Annotated in this window: 16 protein-coding genes; 8 read left to right on the top strand and 8 right to left on the bottom strand. The window is 68.5% G+C overall.

The annotated features are described in order from the left end of the window. Nucleotides 1-11 precede the first annotated feature (11 nt). Nucleotides 12-1,949: an aldehyde ferredoxin oxidoreductase family protein gene (locus BN1959_RS07395; RefSeq protein ID WP_053948045.1), complete on the top strand. Its 1,938-nt coding sequence runs from the start codon at nucleotides 12-14 to the stop codon at nucleotides 1,947-1,949. Between the two features lie 155 nt (nucleotides 1,950-2,104). Here the strand turns inward: BN1959_RS07395 and BN1959_RS07390 are convergent, their stop codons facing one another. Continuing rightward, a complete protein-coding gene (locus BN1959_RS07390; RefSeq protein WP_053948044.1) occupies nucleotides 2,105-2,326 on the bottom strand; it encodes a hypothetical protein in 222 nt (73 codons plus the stop codon). A gap of 103 nt (nucleotides 2,327-2,429) precedes the next feature. Here BN1959_RS07390 and BN1959_RS07385 point away from each other — a divergent pair, with 103 nt between their 5' ends. Both BN1959_RS07385 and BN1959_RS14705 read left to right on the top strand, forming a co-directional pair. Further along, nucleotides 2,430-3,458: a zinc-binding dehydrogenase gene (locus tag BN1959_RS07385; protein WP_053948043.1), complete on the top strand. Its 1,029-nt coding sequence runs from the start codon at nucleotides 2,430-2,432 to the stop codon at nucleotides 3,456-3,458. Nucleotides 3,459-3,529: 71 nt separating this feature from the next. Beyond that, nucleotides 3,530-3,706 carry a hypothetical protein gene (locus tag BN1959_RS14705; RefSeq protein ID WP_154018243.1) on the top strand — a complete coding sequence of 59 codons (177 nt, stop codon included), beginning with the start codon at nucleotides 3,530-3,532 and terminating at the stop codon, nucleotides 3,704-3,706. 13 nt (nucleotides 3,707-3,719) lie between these two features. Here the strand turns inward: BN1959_RS14705 and BN1959_RS07380 are convergent, their stop codons facing one another. Further along, a complete protein-coding gene (locus tag BN1959_RS07380) occupies nucleotides 3,720-4,865 on the bottom strand; it encodes an amidohydrolase family protein (protein ID WP_053948042.1) in 1,146 nt (381 codons plus the stop codon). 51 nt (nucleotides 4,866-4,916) lie between these two features. On the opposite strand from BN1959_RS07380, the gene BN1959_RS07375 reads away from it, so the two are divergent. Continuing rightward, nucleotides 4,917-6,644 carry a M28 family metallopeptidase gene (locus tag BN1959_RS07375; protein ID WP_053948041.1) on the top strand — a complete coding sequence of 576 codons (1,728 nt, stop codon included), beginning with the start codon at nucleotides 4,917-4,919 and terminating at the stop codon, nucleotides 6,642-6,644. A 5-nt stretch (nucleotides 6,645-6,649) separates the two neighbouring features. Here the strand turns inward: BN1959_RS07375 and BN1959_RS07370 are convergent, their stop codons facing one another. Both BN1959_RS07370 and gfo6 read right to left on the bottom strand, forming a co-directional pair. After that, entirely contained in the window at nucleotides 6,650-7,375 is a 726-nt protein-coding gene (locus tag BN1959_RS07370) for an SDR family NAD(P)-dependent oxidoreductase (RefSeq protein WP_053948040.1), read from the bottom strand. Nucleotides 7,376-7,645: 270 nt separating this feature from the next. Then, nucleotides 7,646-8,746: a D-xylose 1-dehydrogenase Gfo6 gene (gfo6, locus tag BN1959_RS07365; protein ID WP_053948039.1), complete on the bottom strand. Its 1,101-nt coding sequence runs from the start codon at nucleotides 8,744-8,746 to the stop codon at nucleotides 7,646-7,648. Nucleotides 8,747-8,876: 130 nt separating this feature from the next. Here gfo6 and BN1959_RS07360 point away from each other — a divergent pair, with 130 nt between their 5' ends. The 3 genes from BN1959_RS07360 (at nucleotide 8,877) to BN1959_RS07350 (ending at nucleotide 10,642) form a co-directional block, all read left to right on the top strand. Further along, nucleotides 8,877-9,194, top strand: a complete 318-nt coding sequence (locus BN1959_RS07360) for a hypothetical protein (protein ID WP_053948038.1) — start codon at nucleotides 8,877-8,879, stop codon at nucleotides 9,192-9,194. 208 nt (nucleotides 9,195-9,402) lie between these two features. Next, a complete protein-coding gene (locus tag BN1959_RS07355) occupies nucleotides 9,403-9,678 on the top strand; it encodes a hypothetical protein (protein ID WP_154018242.1) in 276 nt (91 codons plus the stop codon). 79 nt (nucleotides 9,679-9,757) lie between these two features. Further along, nucleotides 9,758-10,642 carry a winged helix-turn-helix domain-containing protein gene (locus BN1959_RS07350; RefSeq protein WP_053948036.1) on the top strand — a complete coding sequence of 295 codons (885 nt, stop codon included), beginning with the start codon at nucleotides 9,758-9,760 and terminating at the stop codon, nucleotides 10,640-10,642. A gap of 201 nt (nucleotides 10,643-10,843) precedes the next feature. Here the strand turns inward: BN1959_RS07350 and BN1959_RS07345 are convergent, their stop codons facing one another. Then, nucleotides 10,844-12,460 (bottom strand): NADH-quinone oxidoreductase subunit D, encoded by a 1,617-nt coding sequence (locus tag BN1959_RS07345; RefSeq protein WP_449271597.1) that lies wholly within the window; start codon nucleotides 12,458-12,460, stop codon nucleotides 10,844-10,846. Between the two features lie 162 nt (nucleotides 12,461-12,622). Here BN1959_RS07345 and BN1959_RS07340 point away from each other — a divergent pair, with 162 nt between their 5' ends. Further along, on the top strand, nucleotides 12,623-13,285 hold the full coding sequence (locus BN1959_RS07340; protein ID WP_053948035.1) for a helix-turn-helix domain-containing protein: 663 nt from the start codon (nucleotides 12,623-12,625) through the stop codon (nucleotides 13,283-13,285). A gap of 1 nt (nucleotide 13,286) precedes the next feature. Here BN1959_RS07340 and BN1959_RS07335 read toward each other — a convergent pair whose 3' ends face one another. The 3 genes from BN1959_RS07335 to BN1959_RS07325 all read right to left on the bottom strand — a co-directional run bounded on the left by BN1959_RS07335 (nucleotide 13,287) and on the right by BN1959_RS07325 (nucleotide 18,617). After that, entirely contained in the window at nucleotides 13,287-15,503 is a 2,217-nt protein-coding gene (locus BN1959_RS07335) for a PAS domain S-box protein (RefSeq protein WP_053948034.1), read from the bottom strand. Between the two features lie 178 nt (nucleotides 15,504-15,681). Next, a complete protein-coding gene (locus tag BN1959_RS07330; RefSeq protein ID WP_053948033.1) occupies nucleotides 15,682-17,208 on the bottom strand; it encodes an aldehyde dehydrogenase family protein in 1,527 nt (508 codons plus the stop codon). Between the two features lie 86 nt (nucleotides 17,209-17,294). Further along, a complete protein-coding gene (locus BN1959_RS07325; RefSeq protein ID WP_053948032.1) occupies nucleotides 17,295-18,617 on the bottom strand; it encodes a putative ATP-dependent zinc protease in 1,323 nt (440 codons plus the stop codon). Between the last annotated feature and the right edge of the window lie 80 nt (nucleotides 18,618-18,697).

The following is an 18,697-nucleotide window of genomic DNA, read 5'->3' as shown; positions in this document are numbered from 1 at the left end:
GAGCATTACCTATGACTGATCTCGGCGGCTTCCAAGACCGCGTCGCCCGCATCGACCTGAACGCGGGCGATGTCGGCTACGAGAGCATCGACGACGAGGACGCGCGCAAGTACATCGGCGCGCGCGGCCTCGGCGTGAAGTACGCGTTCGACAACGGGCCCGACGTCGAACCGCTGGGCGAGGAGAACCTCCTCGCGTTCATGAACGGGCCGCTTACGGGGACCCAGACCCCGATGAGCGGTCGGATCGCGGTCGTCACCAAGTCCCCCCTGACGGACACGGTGACCGACTCCCACCACGGCGGGTGGAGCGGTGCCCGGCTCAAGTGGGCCGGCTTCGACGGCCTGCTGTTCGAGGGGCAGGCCGACGGGCCGGTGTACGCCGTCGTCGAGGACGGCGAGGTCGAACTCCGGGACGCGAGCCACCTCTGGGGCGAGGGGATCCACCACACGATCGACACCCTGGAGGCGGAGGTCGACGGCGCCTACGGGAAGAACCTCTCTGCGATGGCGATCGGCCCCGGCGGCGAGAACGGCGTGCGCTACGCCTGCATCATCAACGAGGACGACCGCGCCTCGGGCCGGGGCGGCACCGGCGCCGTGATGGGGTCGAAGAACGTCAAGGCCGTCGTCGTCAAATCGGGCACGGAGATGCCCAAGCCCGCCGACCGCGAGACGTTCATGGCGGGCCACAAGGCGGCGATGCAGGCGATTCAGGAGTCCGACGTGACCGCGCCCAACGAGGGCGGGCTCTCGGTGTACGGGACGAACGTGCTGATGAACCTCACCGAGGAGATGGACGGGCTCCCGACCCGGAACGGCCGTTTCACCTCCACCAGCATGGAGGCCGAGGAGGAGCCCGACGAACCGAACATCGACTCCGAGAACGTCTCCGGGGAGAACGTCGAGGAGAACATCCTCGTCAACGACCCGACGTGTCACTCCTGCCCGGTCGCCTGCAAGAAGGAGGTCGAGGTCGACGTCCACCACAAGGGACAGGACCTCAACATCCGGATGGAGTCCTACGAGTACGAGTCCGCGTGGGCGCTCGGCCCGAACTCGATGAACGACGACCGGGACAAGGTCGCGCTGCTGATGGACCGCTGTAACGACTACGGGATCGACACGATCGACAGCGGCAACATGCTCGCGTTCGCGATGGAGGCCGCCGAGAAGGGGTATCTCGACGAGTTCGACGAGACCCTCGACTGGGGCGACGTGGACGCGATGGTCGAGATGCTCGAGAAGATCGCGACCCGCGACACCGAGCTCGCGGAGCTGCTCGCGGAGGGGCAGAAGCGCGCCGCCGCCGAGATCGACGCCCACGACTGCCGCCTCGACGTGAAGGGGCAGTCGATCGCGGCGTACGACCCCCGCGGCCTGAAGGGGATGGGGATCGGCTACGCCACCTCGAACCGCGGCGCCTGCCACCTGCGCGGCTACACGCCCGCGGCGGAGATCCTCGGTATTCCGGAGAAAGTCGACCCGACCGAGTGGGAGGGGAAAGGCGAGCTCACCGCGACGTTCCAGGACCTCCACGCCATCTCGGACTCCTTCGACATCTGCAAGTTCAACGCCTTCGCGGAGGGGATCGAGGAGTACATCGACCAGTACAACGGGATGACCGGCCGCTCCGTCGGCGAGGAGGAGCTGATGCAGGCCGGCGAGCGCGTGTACAACCTCGAACGCTACTACAACAACCTCGCCGGCTTCGACGGCGACGACGACTCGCTTCCGGACCGCTTCGTCGAGGGCGCCGAGGATGCGGTGCCCGCCGGCGGCGGGATCTCGGGCGAGCTCTGTGAACTGGACGCGATGAAGGAAGAGTACTACGACCACCGCGGCTGGATCGACGGTGTCGTCCCCGACGAGAAGCTCGACGAGCTAGGGATCGACATCGGCCCCGGCACCGGTGTCTCGGCGGGCGGTGCGGCACCCGCCGACGACTGACGGTGTCGCCGAGGCGAGCAGCCGGCGAGGACTGACGGTGTCGCCGAGGCGAGCAGCCGGCGAGGACTGACGGTGTCGCCGAGGCGAGCAGCCGGCGAGGACTGACGGTGTCGCCGAGGCGAGCAGCCGGCGACTCCTGAAAAGAGCCGAGGTGGCTACTCCGAAACCTCGCCGGCGTCGGCACCGCGACGGAACCGCTCTTTGATCTCCTGCGTGGGGCCGACTTTCTCGGCGATCGTCGCACCGATCAGCGCGCCGAACCCGGCAGCGGTGCTCGCGGCGTTCTTCCCGACCAGCCCCCCGAGACCGCCACCGATGGCGGCGCCCGCGGCGGCGAACTGTGCGCGTCGGATCGTCTTCTGAATACGTTCTTTCACACACGACAGTATTCGCCGACGGATGAAAAAGTCGTCGGCGGTCCGTCACGCCGCCGATCGCCTCCACCCGCGCCTTTTTGCCCTCACTCACCCACGCGGAGGTATGCGAACTGCACACATAACTCAGTACGGCTCGCCCGAAGACGCGCTCTCGGTCGTCGAGACCGAGACGCCAGAGCCCGGCCCGAACGAGGTCCGGATCGCCGTCGAAGCAGTCGCGCTGAACCACCTCGACGTGTTCGCCCGGAAGGGCCACCCCGAGGACGACGGCGAGTTCCCCAAGCGGACGGGCAGCGACATGGCCGGCGTCGTCGACGCCGTCGGCAAGGACGCCGACGAGTCGTGGGTCGGCGAGTCGGTCGTCGTCTACCCTGGCGTCACCTGCGGGGAGTGTGAGTACTGTCTGAACGGTGAGCACACGATGTGCCACGCGTACGAGATCATCGGCGAGGACCGGCCGGGCGGGCTCGCGGAGTACGCCGTCGTTCCCGAGTGGTGTCTCGAACCCAAGCCGGACTCACTCGACTTCGTCACCGCCGCGGCGATGCCGGTGACGTTCACGACCGCCTGGCGGATGGTCGTCACCGCCGGGGAGCTCCGGCCGGCGGAGACGGCGCTGATCCTCGGCGCCAGCGGCGGGGTGGGGAACGCCGCGCTCCAGATTGCCGAGCGCCTCGGCGCGACGACGTACGCCGCCACGTCGACCGACGAGAAGGCTGCGGTCGTCGGCGAACTCGCCGACGAGGTGATCGACTACACCGACGTCGCCTTCGAGGAGGCCGTGATGGAGCTGACCGACGCCCGGGGCGTCGACCTCGTCGCCGACCACGTCGGGCAGGCGACGTGGCAGCAGTCGATCGACAGCCTCGCGATGGGCGGACGGATGGTGATCTGTGGCGCGACTTCGGGGCCGGACCCCGACATCGACATCCGTTCGGTGTACCAACACCACCGCCAGATCCGGGGCGCGCCGATGGGGAACCGTCAGGATTTCCGGGACGTGCTCCCGCTGGTCGCCGACGGCGAGCTCGAACCCCGGATCGACCGTGTACTCCCCCTCGATGGCGTCGCGGAGGGCCACGCCGCCATCGAGGAACGCGACGTGATCGGGAAGGTAGTAATCCGCCCCTGAGTCGGTAGCGTGTCCGAGACGACCTGTGTGCTGGGAAACGCATCCTGCTAAATCCCGGTTCCACCTGACACGTGTCGCACGACGAGCTGGTACAGTTCATCGTCCTGTTGCAGTCCGTCATCATCGGCGCAACGTTCTCGATGCCGGTGCTGCTTGGCCTACACTGGGACAGCATCAATACGCCCGGAACGTTCATCCGGGTGTTGCTGGGGTTCCTCTCGGTGCTGGCACCGTTCTTCGACGTGTAGGGCCACGCACCGATCAGACCACGCGTTCCCCGTTTTTGACCACCGCCACCGGCTCGGCGAGCGTCGCGACGTTCTCGGCGGGATGCTCCGGGACGACCACCACGTCCCCCCGGTTGCCGGGGTCGAGCGTCCCTGCCCGCGCGGCGCGGGCAGCGCGGGCGGCCTCGCTCGTGATCGCGCGCACCGCCGTCTCGGCGCTGGCGCCGTAGTCGACGAGATGGGCGGCCTCGTCCGCGAGGTTCCCGTGCATGCTGTCGGTGCCGACAGCGACAGCGATGTCGGCGTCGAGGAGGCGTTCCCAGCTCTCCCGCTCGCTGGCGCGGGCCTCCTCGACCCGGGCCATCACGTCCGCGTCGTCCGCGTCGCCGCCGACGATGCCCGACGGGTCGTGGAGGATGCTGAACGTCCCGACGGCGTGGGCGTCGCTCCCGGCGAGCAGGTCGACCAGCTCGGCGTCGAACGCGGCGGCGTGCTCGACGGTGTCGACGCCGGCCTCGATCGCCTGCCGCGCGCCGGCGCCGCCGTGGGCGTGGGTCGCGACGTGGACGCCCTGTCGGTGGGCTTCGCTCACGATAGCCTCGGCTTCGGCGTCGGAGTACGGCGCACGGTCGAGGCTCCCAGCGCCGGAGGAGACCCCGCCGGTCGCGAAGTACTTCACGTGGTGGGCGCCGGCGGCGAGCAGCTCCCGGACCCGCTGCCGGCACGCCTCGGGGCCGTCGGTCGCGGTCAGCGCGTGGCCATGTCCGTTCGTCGGCGTCAGGTGGCCGCCACAGGGGAGCAGCCGCGGCGCGTCGAGTTCGCCGGTGCGCTCGGACGCCCGGAGCCGGAGGTCGAGGCGATGTTCACAGCCCATGGTTCGCATCGTCGTCGTCCCGGCCCGGAGGTCACGACGGAGGTTGTTCGCGGCCCTGACCGCCTGCACTGCGGGATCGGCGCGCATCTGTCCCAACTGGTCGCCCTCGCCCGGGCGGATCGGGCCGTGGGAGTGGGCATCGACGAACCCGGGCAGCGCGTACCCCGGGCCGTCGTACAGCGCCTCGGCGTCGGTCGGGGGACTGTCCCGGACTGCGGCGACCTCGCCGTCCTCGATACAGACGACGCTCCCGTCAACGGTCTCCCCGTCGGGGTGATACACACCGTCAGTGCTAACGTACTGCATGAATACTGCTGGCTCCCAAATAGCTATAGCTCCGTCGGTCCACCACGGGGTATGATCGAACCGGTCGATAGAGAGACCGAAGCGCAGCGACGAGACCGTGTCGACCCCGAGGCGCTCGAACGGCACGTCGACGCGTTCGACGGCACCGAGCGCATCTCCGGCACCGACGACGAGTGGGAGGCCGCGGAGTACGTCGTCGAGACGCTCCGGGAGTACGGTTGCGAGGCCGAACTCCACGAGTTCGAGGGGTACATCAGTCTCCCCGAGGACGCTCGGGTCGACGTGACCGCGCCCACCCGGAAGACCTTCGACGAGGCGATCACGGCCTCCTTCGGCGCGAGCACGCCCCCCAGCGGCGTCTCGGGGAAGGTGGTCCGGCTCGACGACGTGACCGAGGAGACCGTCGCCGACGCTGATCTGGACGGGAAGATCGTGTTCACGACCGGGCTGCCCACCCCCGAACCGATCGCGCTGCTCGACGACGCCGGCGCGGCGGCGGTGATCTACCAGTCCGTCAACCCCGAGCAGCTCCACGAGATGATCGTCACGCCGGTCTGGGGGACGCCCGGGCTCGACGACGACGCCGAGCTTCCGTCGCTGCCGGTGGCCCAGATCGGGGACGACGCCGGCGACTGGCTACTGGCGCGCTGTGAGGCCGGCCCCGTCGAGGCGACGGTGACGACCGAGGTCACAACCGAGCTCACGACGCTGCCCTGCCCCGTCGGCCGGGTCGACGGCACCGAGAGCGACCGCTATCTGGTCGTCGGTAACCACGTCGACTCGTGGTACGAGGGGATCACCGACAACGCGACGGCGATGGCGGCGACGCTCGAACTCGCCCGAATCGCCGCTGACGACCCCCCGGCCCGCGGGCTGGTGTTCGGCTTCTGGCCCGCCCACTCGACGGGGCGCTACGCCGGCAGCGCCTGGTGGGCCGACCGAGAGTGGCTCGACCTTCGGGAGAACGGCGTTGCTTACTACCACCTCGACCTGAACGGGCTGCGGGGCGCTGACGGGCTCTGGCACCAGGAGATGGCCGAACTCGGCGACGAGCACCTCGACGTGCTGGAGACGGCCGGCGACCTGCCGCTGCTCGAGGGCGGGGAGGCGGGGTTCCTCGGCGACGATCGGCCGGCACGCAACTCGGATCAGTCGTTCTGGGGCGCCGGGCTCTCCTCGCTGCTCTCTGGAGCCCGGATGGAGCCCGGCGGCGAGGGTGGCCCGGTCGGCGGCGGCTGGTGGTGGCACACGCCCGAGGACACCCGGGATAAGGTCGACGTCGGCGTGCTGGCCGAGGAGACCCGGATCGCGATCACGCTGGCCAGCCGACTCTGTGCGTCACCGTCGCTCCCCCACGACTACCGGGCGACGGCCGCGGACATCCGCGAGCAGCTCGCCGAAATCGAGGCCGAGACGGGCCGATCGTTCGACGGCGTCCACGAGGACCTCGACGCGCTGGAGGCAGCGCTGGAAGCGGCGTACGAGCGGATCGAACGGCTCGACGCCGTCGGCTCCGACGCCGCGGCGGCGGCCGAGGACCTGCAGGTCACGTTGGGGAACGAGTTGATCCCCGCACTGTACACGAGCGTCCGCGACTACGATCAGGAGCCGGCGCTCCCCCACGAGCCGCTGCCGGAGCTTCGCCGCGCCGCCGGCGTCGACGGTACGCGCCGCAGGGAACGCTTCGCGGAGACCACCCTGACCCGGGAGGTCACTCGGCTGCGCCACCGGATCCGGAACGCGACCGAGGCCGCCGAAGCGTTCGTCGCGGGGGCCTGACCACCTCAGACCAGCCCGGCGCCGCCGTCGACGTCGACGACGGCGCCGGTCATGTAGCTCGCCCGCGTAGAACAGAGGAAGTCGATCAGGGCGGCTGCCTCCCCCGGCTCCCCGAGCCGGGCAAGCGGCAGTTCCTCGGTGAACTCCCGGATGCCCGCGTCCGTCCAGAGCCCCGAGTCGGTCGTCAGCGGCGTGTCCATCAGCCCCGGGACGACACAGTTCACCCGGACGTGGGGGGCGAGCTGTTTGGCCAGCCCCTTCGTGAGCCCGAACACGCCCGCTTTCGACGCCGAGTAGTGGACGCCGCCGCTGGCAGAGCCCTGCTTGCCGGCGCCCGAGGAGACGTTGACGACGGCGCCGCGCTCGCGCTCGTACATCCGTGGTGCGGCGGCGTGGACGAGGTTGTACTGTCCAGTGAGGTTCACGTCCAGCACCTCGTCCCACTCATCGGGCCCGAGGTCGCCGATCCACACGTCCCGGGAGATCGCGGCGTTGTTGACGACCGCGACCACGTCGGCGTCGGCCTCCACGTCGTCGACGATCTCGTGGACGCGCTCGTGGTCGCGCACGTCGGCGACGTACCCCCGGACGTCGTCGAACTCGGCGGCGACCTCCGCGATCGCGTCGTCGACGTCGATCCCCGCGACGAGGTCGTAGCGCTCCCGGAACAGGTCGACGGTCGCGCGCCCGATCCCACTGGCCGCACCGGTCACGATCGCTGCGTCGGTCATACGCTCGGGATTGCCCCGGATCGACTTACGTGTTCGCCCCAGTGGTCGCCGACGGCAGGGCCGGGACCCGTGGATTTATGCCGTTCTCCCGGCTACGTGCAGCCGTCGACCGACACGGCGCTTTTCTCGCCGTAACGTCGACAACTCAACACCGCGTCCGACCGCGTGGCGAGGGGTCCGCCACCATCGGCGCACCGTCGGACCGACCACGGGGGCCACCCGGTCCGACATCATCCGCCTCCCCCGCCCTCTCCACCCTTCCGACGCTGATCAGCGCCGGGTAAGCGTCACCCGCTCGCCCGACTCGGCGGCCTCGTAGATCGCACCCATGATCGCGACGTCCGTGAGCCCGTCGTGACCGTCGGGTTCGGGCGGCGTCCCCGTCAGCACGCAGTGGGCGAAGTAGTCGAACTCCTCGCGGGTCTCGTCGGCGCCGACGCCGGAGAGCTCCACGTCGCCCTCGGCGGTGTTCAGCCGGACGGTCCGATCGCCGCCGGGGACGAACGCGTTCTCGACCCGGACCCGGCCGTCGCTACCGACTAGCTCCAGCCACGAGTCCGCCTCGCCGCTGAAACTCGCGGTGAACTCGCCGACGACGCCCTCGGGGAACGACGCGAGGACGTGGACGTGCTCGTCGGCGAAGCGCGGGCTGTCGGGGTCGTCCGGGCGGTCACCGAACGGCTCGCTCGCGCGGGCCATCGCCTCGACCGACCCCGGATCCGCGCCGAGCAGGAACCGCATCGTGTTGAGCGGGTAGACGCCAACGTCCATCAGCGCGCCGCCGCCCGCGAGTTCGGCGTCGAGGCGCCACTGCTCGGGCCCCTTCGACCCGGCGAGGACGGGGAACGTGAACTCGCCCATCGCCTTCGTCGGCTCGCCGATGCCGCCCCGCGAGACGAACGAACCGAGCGCGCGGATCACGGGGTCGGCCTGCATCCGGTAGGCGGTCATCAGCGTCACGCCGGCGTCCTCACAGGCGTCGACGGCCGCCGTTGCGCGTTCGGTCGTCGCCTCCAGCGGCTTCTCACAGATCACGTGTTTCCCGTGGTCCGCCGCGGTGCGGATCTGGTCGAGGTGGATGCGGTTCGGCGTCGCGACGTAGACGGCGTCGTAGGCGTCGACGGCCTCGCCCTCGGCGTACTCCTCGTAGCTCAGCGGGACGGCGTCGTGCTCGTCGGCGACGCGCTCGGCCTTCTCGGAGTCGCCGGAGACGACGGCGCCGACCTCGGCGTAGTCGCCCGCCTCGATCGCCGGAACCGAGACGTTCCGGGCATAGTTCCCCAGCCCGACGACGGCGATCGAAACCGTTCCCTCGGGGTCGGTGTCCCAGTCGCGCGTCGAAGCCGCGTCGACGAGTGTCTGCAGGTCCATATTTCTGGGTGGGGACGCGGGCGGGAAAACGGTTGGCGGAAGGAGAAAGGGGGGCGGCGCTTCATGGCTCTGCTGAGGTCTCTCTACAGTGGGGAGAACGTCTTTACCGCTAGATCTGCTACGTTCGTGTATGACTGTCGCTACTCGTGTCGTCATTTCGTACCCCGAGGAGTTGTCAGAGTGGGGTCGCGATCAGATCGACACCGATCGGTATCGCAACTATCTTCGAAGGGTTGTCGAACCAGCCGAGGGTGCCGAGTTCGAGGAGTTCGTCGATGTCGGGTGCTGTGGGGATTCGATGGATGTTCCTTTCAGAGTCGAATCGGCCGACGGCGACGAGATCACTGAGAAGACGAAAATCATCTACACGACACGTGAAGCGACGATGGAAGGGGGATGGCTCGTGCAGAGTCAGGCTGATCGGGACGGGCGGTGTCGGACGAACTGACGGAACACCTCTCATGCCCACGTTTCGGCGAGCGCGACGTGTCGGGCTACTACGACCGGGACGCGACCGTCGACTACTGGGACGGCGAGGAGTGAGAAGCGCGCGGTCGGCATCCTCGGAGAACGCCTGAAATCCGTTTCAGTAACGCCGCTTACAGAAATGTCGTTCAGCTTACCGTAATGGCGTCGGCGCCCGTTGTAGCACATGTATGACGGGACCTAACCCACCCACGCCACGATCCACGATTCCGGGCACGCGGAAGCCGCGGCTCGGCACCTCCTCGGGGATGCTCGCCGGAACGCTGCTCATGGGCGTCGTGCTGCTCGGCGGGCTGTTCACCGCGGTCACGTCGCCTGCACTGTTCACGGGGCTGGCGGTCGGTCTCGGCATCGGCGCCGTCGCCGGCGTCGTCGCCACCCGCCGGCGTGCATCCCGGGACACCCGTTTCTGCCTCCCGCAGACGGACACCTGTGTCCGGCTCTAACCGGCGGCAGTCGAATCAGGAATTTTACATAAATGCAGTTCACCGAACACTTTTTCGGGTTCGCCGCCGGATTTGCCGTATGAGCGAACGGATCGGGCCGATTCAGGGCGGTGACGAGGGCGTCGAGCCCGCCGACGCGTTCGGGCTCGTGGCCAACGAGACGCGGCTCGCGATCCTCGAAGCGCTGTGGACCGCTGACGACTCGCCGGTGCGGTTCTCGGCGCTGCGAGAGGTCGTGGGGATGCGCGACAGCGCGCAGTTCAACTACCACCTCGACAAGCTGACCGACCAGTTCGTCCGGAAAGTCGAGGACGGGTACGAACTCCGCCACGCCGGCGAGAAAGTGGTGCAGGCGGTGCTCGCGGGCTCGTTCACGGAGCACCCGACGCTCGACCCCATCGACGTGGGCGACCCCTGCGTGAACTGCGGCGCCGATCTCCGGGCGACCTACGAGGACGAGCGCCTCTCGATCGCCTGTCCCGACTGCGGCTACGGCCACGGCGAGTACGCGTTCCCGCCGGGGGGGCTCACCGACCGGACTGACGAGGAGGTACTCGCGGCGTTCGACCAGCGCGTCCGCCACCTCCACTGTCTCGCGAAAGACGGCGTCTGCCCGGAGTGCAGCGGGCGGATGGAAACCACCGTCGAGCGCGCCGAGGACTGCTGTCTCGGGGGGTCGATCACGGCGACCCACCGCTGCTCGCAGTGTAACCACCAGCTCTGCTCGGCGGTCGGCCTCGCGCTGCTTGACGACAGCGTGGTGGTCGGGTTCCACCGCGAACACGGCGTCTCGCTGTCGGAACGGCCGTACTGGACGCTGTCGTGGTGTGTCTCCGACGACGCGATCGAGCTCGTCGGCGAGCAGCCCCAGCGCTTCGAGGTGACGATCGAACTCGACGGCGAGGCGCTGACGGTGACGCTCGACGACGACCTGAACGTGCTCGACGCCGATCGGTCCGCCTGATTCCCGATTCGGCCCCGATCGACGCTCCGTCGTTATTCAGCGAAACGAGCAGACACTTTCGGTCGGGCGTCAGTCACTGCGGAGACGCTTCGACCGTTCCTCCCGCCGATATCGAGACGGTGGAAGCGGAGTACCCGGCGACCGTGTGATTCTGGAGCGGTTGGAGCCGGGCAGCCCCGGTGTGGATCGACCGTCCGGACGCTACCGGTCGACCTCGCCCATGATCGTGTCCAGACTCCCAAGCGTCGCGATCAGGTCGGGCAGCATCTCGCCGGTGGTCATCTCCGGCAGCGCCTGCAGGTTCGAGAACGAGGGGCCGCGGATTTTGAAGCGCGCGGGCTGGTCGGTGCCGTCGCTGCGGATGTAGATCCCGAGTTCGCCCTTCGCGGCCTCGACGGTCCGGTACACCTCGGCGCCGTCGTCGGGCTTGACCGTCCGCGGGACGCTGGCCTGTATCGTCCGGTCCGCCTCGGGCCAGTCTTCGAGCAGGTCGACACACTGATCGACGATCGTCGCGGACTCCTCCAGTTCGCGCAGCCGAACGAGCAGTCGGGCGTAGTTGTCACAGTCGTCCTCGGTGACGACGTTCCAGTCGAGTTCGTCGTAGTAGCCGTAGGGGTCGTCCCGGCGAACGTCGTAGTCGATGCCCGAGCCGCGCGCGACCGGCCCCGTACAGCCGTACTGCTTTGCGGTCTCGGGCGGGAGGTGGCCGGTGTCGACGGTCCGCATCTGGAGCAGTTCGTTCTCGGTCAGGAGGCTGTGATACTCCCGAAGTCGTTCGGGAAGCCCTTCGAGGAACGCCCGCACGTCGTCGAAGAACTCGTCGCGGGGATCGGGGAGATCCCAGACCACCCCGCCGAGCCGGAAGTAGTTGAACATCAGCCGCTGGCCCGTCACGTCCTCCAGCAGTTTCTGGATGCGCTCGCGCTCCTGGATCGCGTACATGAACGTGGCCGTGAAGTCGCCGACCACGTCGAGCGCGTAGGCGCCGATCGCGAGGAAGTGGCCGAGCATCCGGCTGAGTTCGGCGGTGAGCGTCCTGAGTAGCTGTGCGTACTCGGGCACCTCGATGTCCGCAAGCGCCTCGGCTGCCCGGGCGTACGCCCACTCGTTACAGAGGCCGGCGCCGCTCCAGTCCCAGCGGTCCGGGTACGGCATGATCTGGTGGCGGTACGTCCCGGCCTCGCACATCTGCTCCTCACAGCGGTGGATGTAGCCGATGTCGGGCTCCACGTCGACGACCTGCTCGCCGTCGAGCGTGGTCTGCAGGTGCATCACGCCGTGGGTCGCGGGATGGTGGGGACCGACGTTGAGGAGCATCGTCTCCGCGCCGTCGGCGGCCTCCTGCCCCTCGGCGTCCGTGAGTCGCCCCTCGTTCTCCCGGAGCGGCACGATCTGCGGGCCGTCCCCGTCGTAGTCGCGGCTCAGCGGGTGGCCCTGCCACGTCTCGGGCAGGAGAATCCGCCGCAGGTCGGGGTGGTCTTCGTACTCGATCCCCAGCAGGTCGTACGCTTCGCGCTCGTGCCAGTCGATCGTCCGGAACGCATCTGCGCCGGAGTGGCTCACCTTCTCCTCTAGGGGGACCGGCACGGCGACGCCGAGCTCCCGGGTCGGGTCGTCGTACGCCCGGAGGAGATAGACGCTCTCGGCGTGGGTGTCGTACTCCTGTGCGACCACACAGGAGCAGTGATCGAGCCCGAGCCCCGTCCGGACCGCGTCGAGGACGGCCGGGACACGGTCGCCGCGGATCTCCAGCGTCGGGATGTCGCCGATCGCCCGCGAGTCCACGACGGCGCCGGCCACACCGGCGTCGGCGATGCTCCGTCGAGCGTCCGCGAGCAGCGGGTCCGGCTCGGCGTCGACCGTCTCGATAACCGGCGATTGCTGAGGCACGAGCCGGGGTTGGGGCGCCCTCCACTGGCGTGTTCTGCCGCACTCGACCGGGTATTTTTAAGCGCCAGCGGGCAGACCCCGTGGTCGATGAAGTACGTCCGGCTGCGCGTCGCGTTCTCCGAGGAGACGATCAACCCTGTCCACGAGGCGATCTGTGACTCCGACACCATCGAGCGCGACGTGTTGCTCCACGAGGACCGCTCCGGGCCGGACCGGGACACGCTGCTGTACCGCGTCGACGGCGAGCCCGAAGCGTTCGCCGGGATGCTCCGGGCTGCGCCCTCGGTGCTCGAGTGGGCGTTCACGCCGGCGGAGAACGGGACGTTCTACGCGTTCGTCGAACAGGAGACGCCCGATCGGGACGAGGAGATCCTCGACGCGATCTCCCGGACGGGGATCATGGTCGTCCCGCCGATCGAGTTCGCCAGCGACGGGACCGCGACGGTCACGCTGGTCGGGACGGCGGGTGCGATCCGGCCGGCGCTGGAAGAACTCCCAGAGGAGATGCGGACCGAGGTGCTCCGCGTCGGCGAGTACGACCGCCGGCGTGAACTGTTCGACTCCGGGCTGACCCAACGCCAGCGCGAGGCGGTCGCGGCCGCGGTCGACGCCGGCTACTACGACAGCCCCCGGCGCGGCTCGATCGAGGACGTGGCGGCGGCGCTCGGAGTGTCGCCGTCGACGGCCGCCGAACACCTGCGGAAAGCCGAGAGCCGGGTGATGGCCGCGGTGCTGGACGTCGACGCGTGAGTCAGCGACCGTCGACCCCGGTGAACTCGAAGCGCGCTCCGCCGCCCTCGCTCTCGACGAGGCGGACTGACCAGCCGTGGGCTTCCGCCACCTGCTCGACGATCGGGAGGCCAAAGCCAATCCCCTCCCCGGTAGAGTAGCCCGTCTCGAACACCGACTCGCGTTCGTTCTCGGGGACGCCGGGGCCGTCGTCCGCCACGAAGAACCCGCCGTCGAGTTCGCCGACGGTGACGGTAACGCCGGGCCCGGGGGCCACGTCACCGGGCTGTGTCCCATCGTCAGCGGCGCCGTGCTCCACGGCATCGTCAGACTCCGTCTGACTGGTAGTAGAGCCATGCTCCACAGCGTTGCGAAAGAGGTTCTCGAACAGCTGTGACAGTCGACTCCGGTCGGCGGCGATCGTCCCCTCGACAGCGACCCGGAGTTCGGCGTCGCCGGTGGCGACAGTCGCCCACGCGCTCTCGACGACGTCGGCGACGTCGACCGGCGCCGGGTCCGCCGCGAGTTCGCCCTCGCGAGCGAGGCTGAGGAGGCTGTCGATCAGCGCGTTCATGCGCTCGTGGGCGTCGCCGACGTGACCGAGATGCTCGCTGTTACACTCCTCGGCGGCTAGTTCGAGCCGGCCCTCCGCGACGTTGAGGGGGTTTCGAAGGTCGTGGGAGACGATCGACGCGAACCGTTCGAGCCGGCGCTCGCGCTCCTTCCGGGCCGAGATGTCCCGACCGACGCTCAGGATCACGGTCTCGTCCCGGTAGCGGATCGGGCTCGAACTGATCTCGACGGGGATCCGCTCGCCGTCTCTGGTCTCGTGGACGGTCTCGAACACCTGCGTCCCGTCCTCGAGCATCCCCTCGATCAGTGCCGAGATCTCGTCGGGGTCCGTCTCCGGGTCGATGTCGTGGGGGCCCATCTCCAGTAGCTCCTCCCGGCTGTAGCCGAGCCGCTCCACGGCGGCGTCATTGACCGCGAGGAACTCCGCGTCGGTGCTGATGACCCACACCGTGTCGTTCATCCCGTCGATGAGCTCCTCGTACTCCTCGCGAACGCGTTCGAGGTCGCGCTCGCGCTGCCGACGCTCGCTGATGTCCCGGCTGATGACGGCGTACAGCGGCTCGTCGTCGCCGTCGATGCGCCGGATGTGGACCTCGACGGGGAACGTCGAGCCGTCGGCACGCTCGTACTCTCCCTCGAACCGACGGCTGTCGCCCGGCTCCATGCGCGCCCAGATCTCGGCGGCCGACTCGGAGTCGATCGAGCAGTCGATCTCCCAGACCTTCATGCCGATCAGGGCCTCCCGCTCGTAGCCGAGCTTCTCACACAGCCGGGCGTTGGGCTCGTAGATCGTGCCCTCGGCGTCGTGGACGTTGATCATGTCCGGCGACTGCTCGAACAGCGCCTCCAGCCGTGCGGTGGTCTCCTCTAACCGTTTCTCGCGGTGCTCGCGCTCGGTTACGTCGGTGATGAACCCCTCGATTGCGATCAGGTCGCCGTCCTCGTACACCCCGCGGCCGCGCTCCCACATCCAGCGCGTCTCGCCGTCACGCGTCCGGATGCGGTAGTTCACCTCGAACGTGCCCTCGTCGGCGATCGACGCCTGCACGCGTTCCCACATCTCCTCGCGGTCCGCGGGGTGGAGGATCTCTTCCCCCCAGATCACGTCGCCGCGCTCCAGGGTGTCCGCCTCGTAACCCGTCAGCTCTTCGACCTCGCCCTCGACGGTCTCCATCGGCCAGTCGGGCTCGTTCCGACAGCGGTACACCATCCCCGGGAGGTTGTCGATCAGGCGCTCCAGCCGGCGGGTTCGGCGGGCGAGCAGCTGCTCTGAGCGGACGGCCTCGACAGCGTTGACGACGCGGTTGGCGAGCACCGCGTACTGACTGGTGCCGCCCTCCTTCTGGAGGTAGTCGGTGACGCCCGCGGAGATGGCGTCGCTGGCGATCTCCTCGCTCCCCTTCCCAGTGTAGAGGATGAAGGGGAGATCGGGGTAGTCGGCGCGCACGGTTTCGAGCAGTTCGATCCCGGAGCACCCCGGCATCTCGTAGTCGGCGACGATGCAGTCGACGCCGTCGTCGAGTCGGTCGAGCGCCTCGTCGGCGCCGATGGCCGTCTCGACGGCGATGCGATCGTTCTGGCGCTGGAGGTACGTCGCCGTCAGATCCGCGAGGTCCGGGTCGTCGTCGACGTGCAAAACGCGGATCGCGCCGCCGGGATCGTGCATCGCTGTTCTGTACGACAAAGCGGCCGTATCGGCAAAAAGGCGGGGGGTGGATCTCTCAGTCGTCGCAGGCGAAGACGAGATCCGACAGACCGTGCGCGCTGAAACGCACACGAGGTCGCATCAGTCGTCGCAAGCGAAAACGAGAGTAGAGCGGTGGCTCCCTATTCGGTCGCCGGCTCTACTCGTCGTTTCCGGTCTTGATGTCCGCGCTCAGCCCCTGTGCCATCTCGATGTCCTTCGAGTTGTTCAGGGTCCAGGCGGTGCGCTCGGTGACGGCCTCGATGACCTCCCGGGCGCTGGGGTAGCCGTTGCCGGACTTCTTCACGCCGCCGAAGGGGAGTTGGACCTCCGCGCCGATGCAGGGGAGGTTGCCGTACGCCAGCCCGACATCCGCGTTGTCGCGGTAGTAGTTGATCTGGCGGTAGTCCTCGGAGATGACCGCGCCGGCGAGGCCGTACTCGGTGTCGTTGTGGATCTCCACCGCGTCCTCGATGTCGCCGCTGTACTTCAGCAGGGCGACGTGGGGCCCGAACACTTCCTCGTGGGTGCAGCGCAGGTCGTCGTGGGGGTCAGCCTCGTAGACGAACGGGCCGACCCAGTGGCCGTCCTCGTGGCCGTCCGGGATCTCCTCGTCGTCGAGTTCCTCGCGGTCGACGAGCACGTTCACGTCCTCGTCTTTCGCGAGTTGGTTGTACTTCGAGACCTTCTCCTCGTGCTCCTCCTCGATCAGTGGCCCCATGAACGTGTTCTCGTCGAGCGGGTCGCCGACGGCGACGTTCTTCGCGTTCTCGACGAAGCGCTCCTTGAACTCGTCGTAGACGTCCTCGTGGACGACGAGGCGCTCGGAGGAGACACAGCGCTGCCCGGTCGTCTTGAATGAACTCATCGTCGCCGAGTGGACCGCGACGTCGAGGTCCGCCTCCTCGGTGACCACGATGTTGTTCTTCCCGCCCATCTCACACGCCGCCAGCTTGCCGGGTTCGCCGCCGACCTGCGAGGCGATCTCGTGGCCGACCTCCGCGCTGCCGGTGAAGAGGACAGTGTCGATCCGACCGTCGTCGGTGATCGCCGCGCCGGCGTCGCCGAACCCTTGGACCATGTTGAACACGCCGTCCGGGATGCCCGACTCCTCGAACATCTCGGCGATGATCTGGCCACACCACGGCGTCTGCTCGGCGGGCTTCCAGACGACGGTGTTGCCCTCGACCAGCGAGACGGCCATGTGCCAGAACGGGATGGCGACCGGGAAGTTCCACGGCGTGATGCAGCCCACGACGCCGCGGGGCTTGCGCCGCATGTAGGCGTCCTTGCTCGGGATCTCGGAGGGGACCACGTCGCCCTTGGGGTGGCGCGCGTCGCCCGCGGCCCACTCGACCATGTGCCACGCCTCGGTCACGTCGGCTTTCCCCTCGGAGATCTCCTTGCCACACTCCTTGGTGACGATCTCGCCGAGCTCCTCGTGGCGCTCCTTGAGCTCGTGGTAGATGTCCCAGAGGTACTCCGCGCGGTCGATGTGGGAGAGCTCCTTCCACTCCTCGAACGCGTCGTCGGCGGCGGCGATCGCCTCGTCGACGTCCGCTTCAGTGCCGCGGTGGAACTCGCCGAGCGTCTCGCCGTTGGCGGGGTTCTCGCTGGTGAACGTCTCGCTCCCGGTGCCCTCGACCCACTCGCCGTCGATGTAGTGCATGTAGGGTTCGCTACTCATGTGTACGCAAAGTGGGGGCGTCAGCGTGAAAAACCCTGCCGGTCGGCGGCCGGTAGGGGGCGAAGGGCCGCCAGTCGGGTGAGTCGCTACTCCTCGTTCGGCTCGTCGACGTCCGAGCGCCGCCGAACGTCCACTTGGTAGTGCTGGAGAATATCCCGGCCGAGTAACAGTGGGTAGTCCATGTGGCCGCGATCCTCCAGCGACGCGGCGACGGTGTGGCGGTCGCCGCCGACGCCGACGACGATGTCGACGACCGGCCGAGCCTTCCCGGATTTGACGCTCCCGGAGCGGACTTTCGTCATCGACTTGATCGGCCCAGCGCCGATCTTCGCCGCGAGCCGCGTGTCGATGCTCGTGCGTGCCGCGCCCGTGTCTGACTTCCCGACGATTCGCTCGGTGCCGCTGGTGCCGGAGACGAGCACGTCCTCCGTGTAGCCGATGGTCGTGACGTCCGGGGACTGTCTGTCGGGCTCGGTGTCGACGGTCGCGGGCGTCGAGTCGTCGAGTTCGGTCGCGAGTTCGGCGACCCGCTCGTCGTCCACCTCACCGCCGGCCGTCTCGATGGCGAGCTTCGCGATGAGCGGCGCCGGGCTCACGCCGGTCGCTTCGAACAGCCCCTTGAACCCCGCAGTGGGGTTCACTTCGAGGAGGTGCCAACCGTTCTCACCCTCCACGAGGTCGACGCCCGCGTAGTCCAGCCCCACGACGTCGGCCGCGTCCAGCGCCATCGCCGCTGCCGATTCGGGGAGATCGTCGACGCCCTCGACGGCGCCGCCGAGGGCGACGTTCGTCCGCCAGTCGTTCTCCGGCGCGTAGCGCCGCATCGTTCCGACGATCTCGCCGTCGACGACGTACACGCGGAGGTCGCGGTGGCGGTCGCCGTCGCGATCGACGAGCTCCTGCAGGAACGCGTACCGGTCGCCGACGCGGGGGTTCACCCGCTCGTCGGCGCCGATCTTCCACGTCCCGCCGCCGTGGGTGCCGATCGCGGTCTTGTAGACGACCTCGTCGCCGTACTTCGCTTTCTCGTCGTTCAGCTTGTCGGGGTCGAGTGCGAGCGTGGCGTCCGGCAGGTGGACCTCCGAGCCCACGAGCGCGGTCGCGGTCGCGAACTTGTGAAACGCCGTGAGAACGTTCCGCGGGCGGTTCAGCATCGGTTGCAGGCGGCTCAGCGACAGCGCGAGCCCGAGTAGCTCCGCGGGCTGTTCGGTCTTCGAGAGCAGCAGCCGGTTCGCGATCACGTCGACGGCCGGCTCCAGCGTCGCCGTCCCGTCCTCGATCTCCACACAGAGGTTGTTCTCCCGGATCCAGACGCCCGTGTGACCGAGCGCTTCCACCGCGTTCAGGATCGCTTTCGTCTCCTTGCTGCTGTGGAGGCTGAGAACGCCGACCGAGACAGAGTCGTCCATTGTCGAGATACTCGCCCGATAGCGACTAAACGATGCCGATAGTCCACCCCCCGTATGGGCACCATACAGCGGCGTCCACG

It is taken from the genome of Halolamina sediminis (assembly GCF_001282785.1).
Lineage (GTDB): Archaea > Halobacteriota > Halobacteria > Halobacteriales > Haloferacaceae > Halolamina > Halolamina sediminis.
Note: the sequence above shows the minus strand (reverse complement) of the source record. Positions and strands in the feature narration are given on the sequence as shown.

Excerpts from the sequence above, each read along its gene's own strand:
- BN1959_RS07395 (WP_053948045.1), top strand. The coding sequence starts at position 12 with ATGACTGATCTCGGCGGCTTCCAAGACCGCGTCGCCCGCATCGACCTG.
- BN1959_RS07385 (WP_053948043.1), top strand. The coding sequence starts at position 2,430 with ATGCGAACTGCACACATAACTCAGTACGGCTCGCCCGAAGACGCGCTC.
- BN1959_RS07380 (WP_053948042.1), bottom strand. The coding sequence starts at position 4,865 with ATGCAGTACGTTAGCACTGACGGTGTGTATCACCCCGACGGGGAGACC.
- BN1959_RS07375 (WP_053948041.1), top strand. The coding sequence starts at position 4,917 with ATGATCGAACCGGTCGATAGAGAGACCGAAGCGCAGCGACGAGACCGT.
- BN1959_RS07370 (WP_053948040.1), bottom strand. The coding sequence starts at position 7,375 with ATGACCGACGCAGCGATCGTGACCGGTGCGGCCAGTGGGATCGGGCGC.
- gfo6 (WP_053948039.1), bottom strand. The coding sequence starts at position 8,746 with ATGGACCTGCAGACACTCGTCGACGCGGCTTCGACGCGCGACTGGGAC.
- BN1959_RS07360 (WP_053948038.1), top strand. The coding sequence starts at position 8,877 with ATGACTGTCGCTACTCGTGTCGTCATTTCGTACCCCGAGGAGTTGTCA.
- BN1959_RS07355 (WP_154018242.1), top strand. The coding sequence starts at position 9,403 with ATGACGGGACCTAACCCACCCACGCCACGATCCACGATTCCGGGCACG.
- BN1959_RS07350 (WP_053948036.1), top strand. The coding sequence starts at position 9,758 with ATGAGCGAACGGATCGGGCCGATTCAGGGCGGTGACGAGGGCGTCGAG.
- BN1959_RS07340 (WP_053948035.1), top strand. The coding sequence starts at position 12,623 with ATGAAGTACGTCCGGCTGCGCGTCGCGTTCTCCGAGGAGACGATCAAC.
- BN1959_RS07335 (WP_053948034.1), bottom strand. The coding sequence starts at position 15,503 with ATGCACGATCCCGGCGGCGCGATCCGCGTTTTGCACGTCGACGACGAC.
- BN1959_RS07330 (WP_053948033.1), bottom strand. The coding sequence starts at position 17,208 with ATGAGTAGCGAACCCTACATGCACTACATCGACGGCGAGTGGGTCGAG.
- BN1959_RS07325 (WP_053948032.1), bottom strand. The coding sequence starts at position 18,617 with ATGGACGACTCTGTCTCGGTCGGCGTTCTCAGCCTCCACAGCAGCAAG.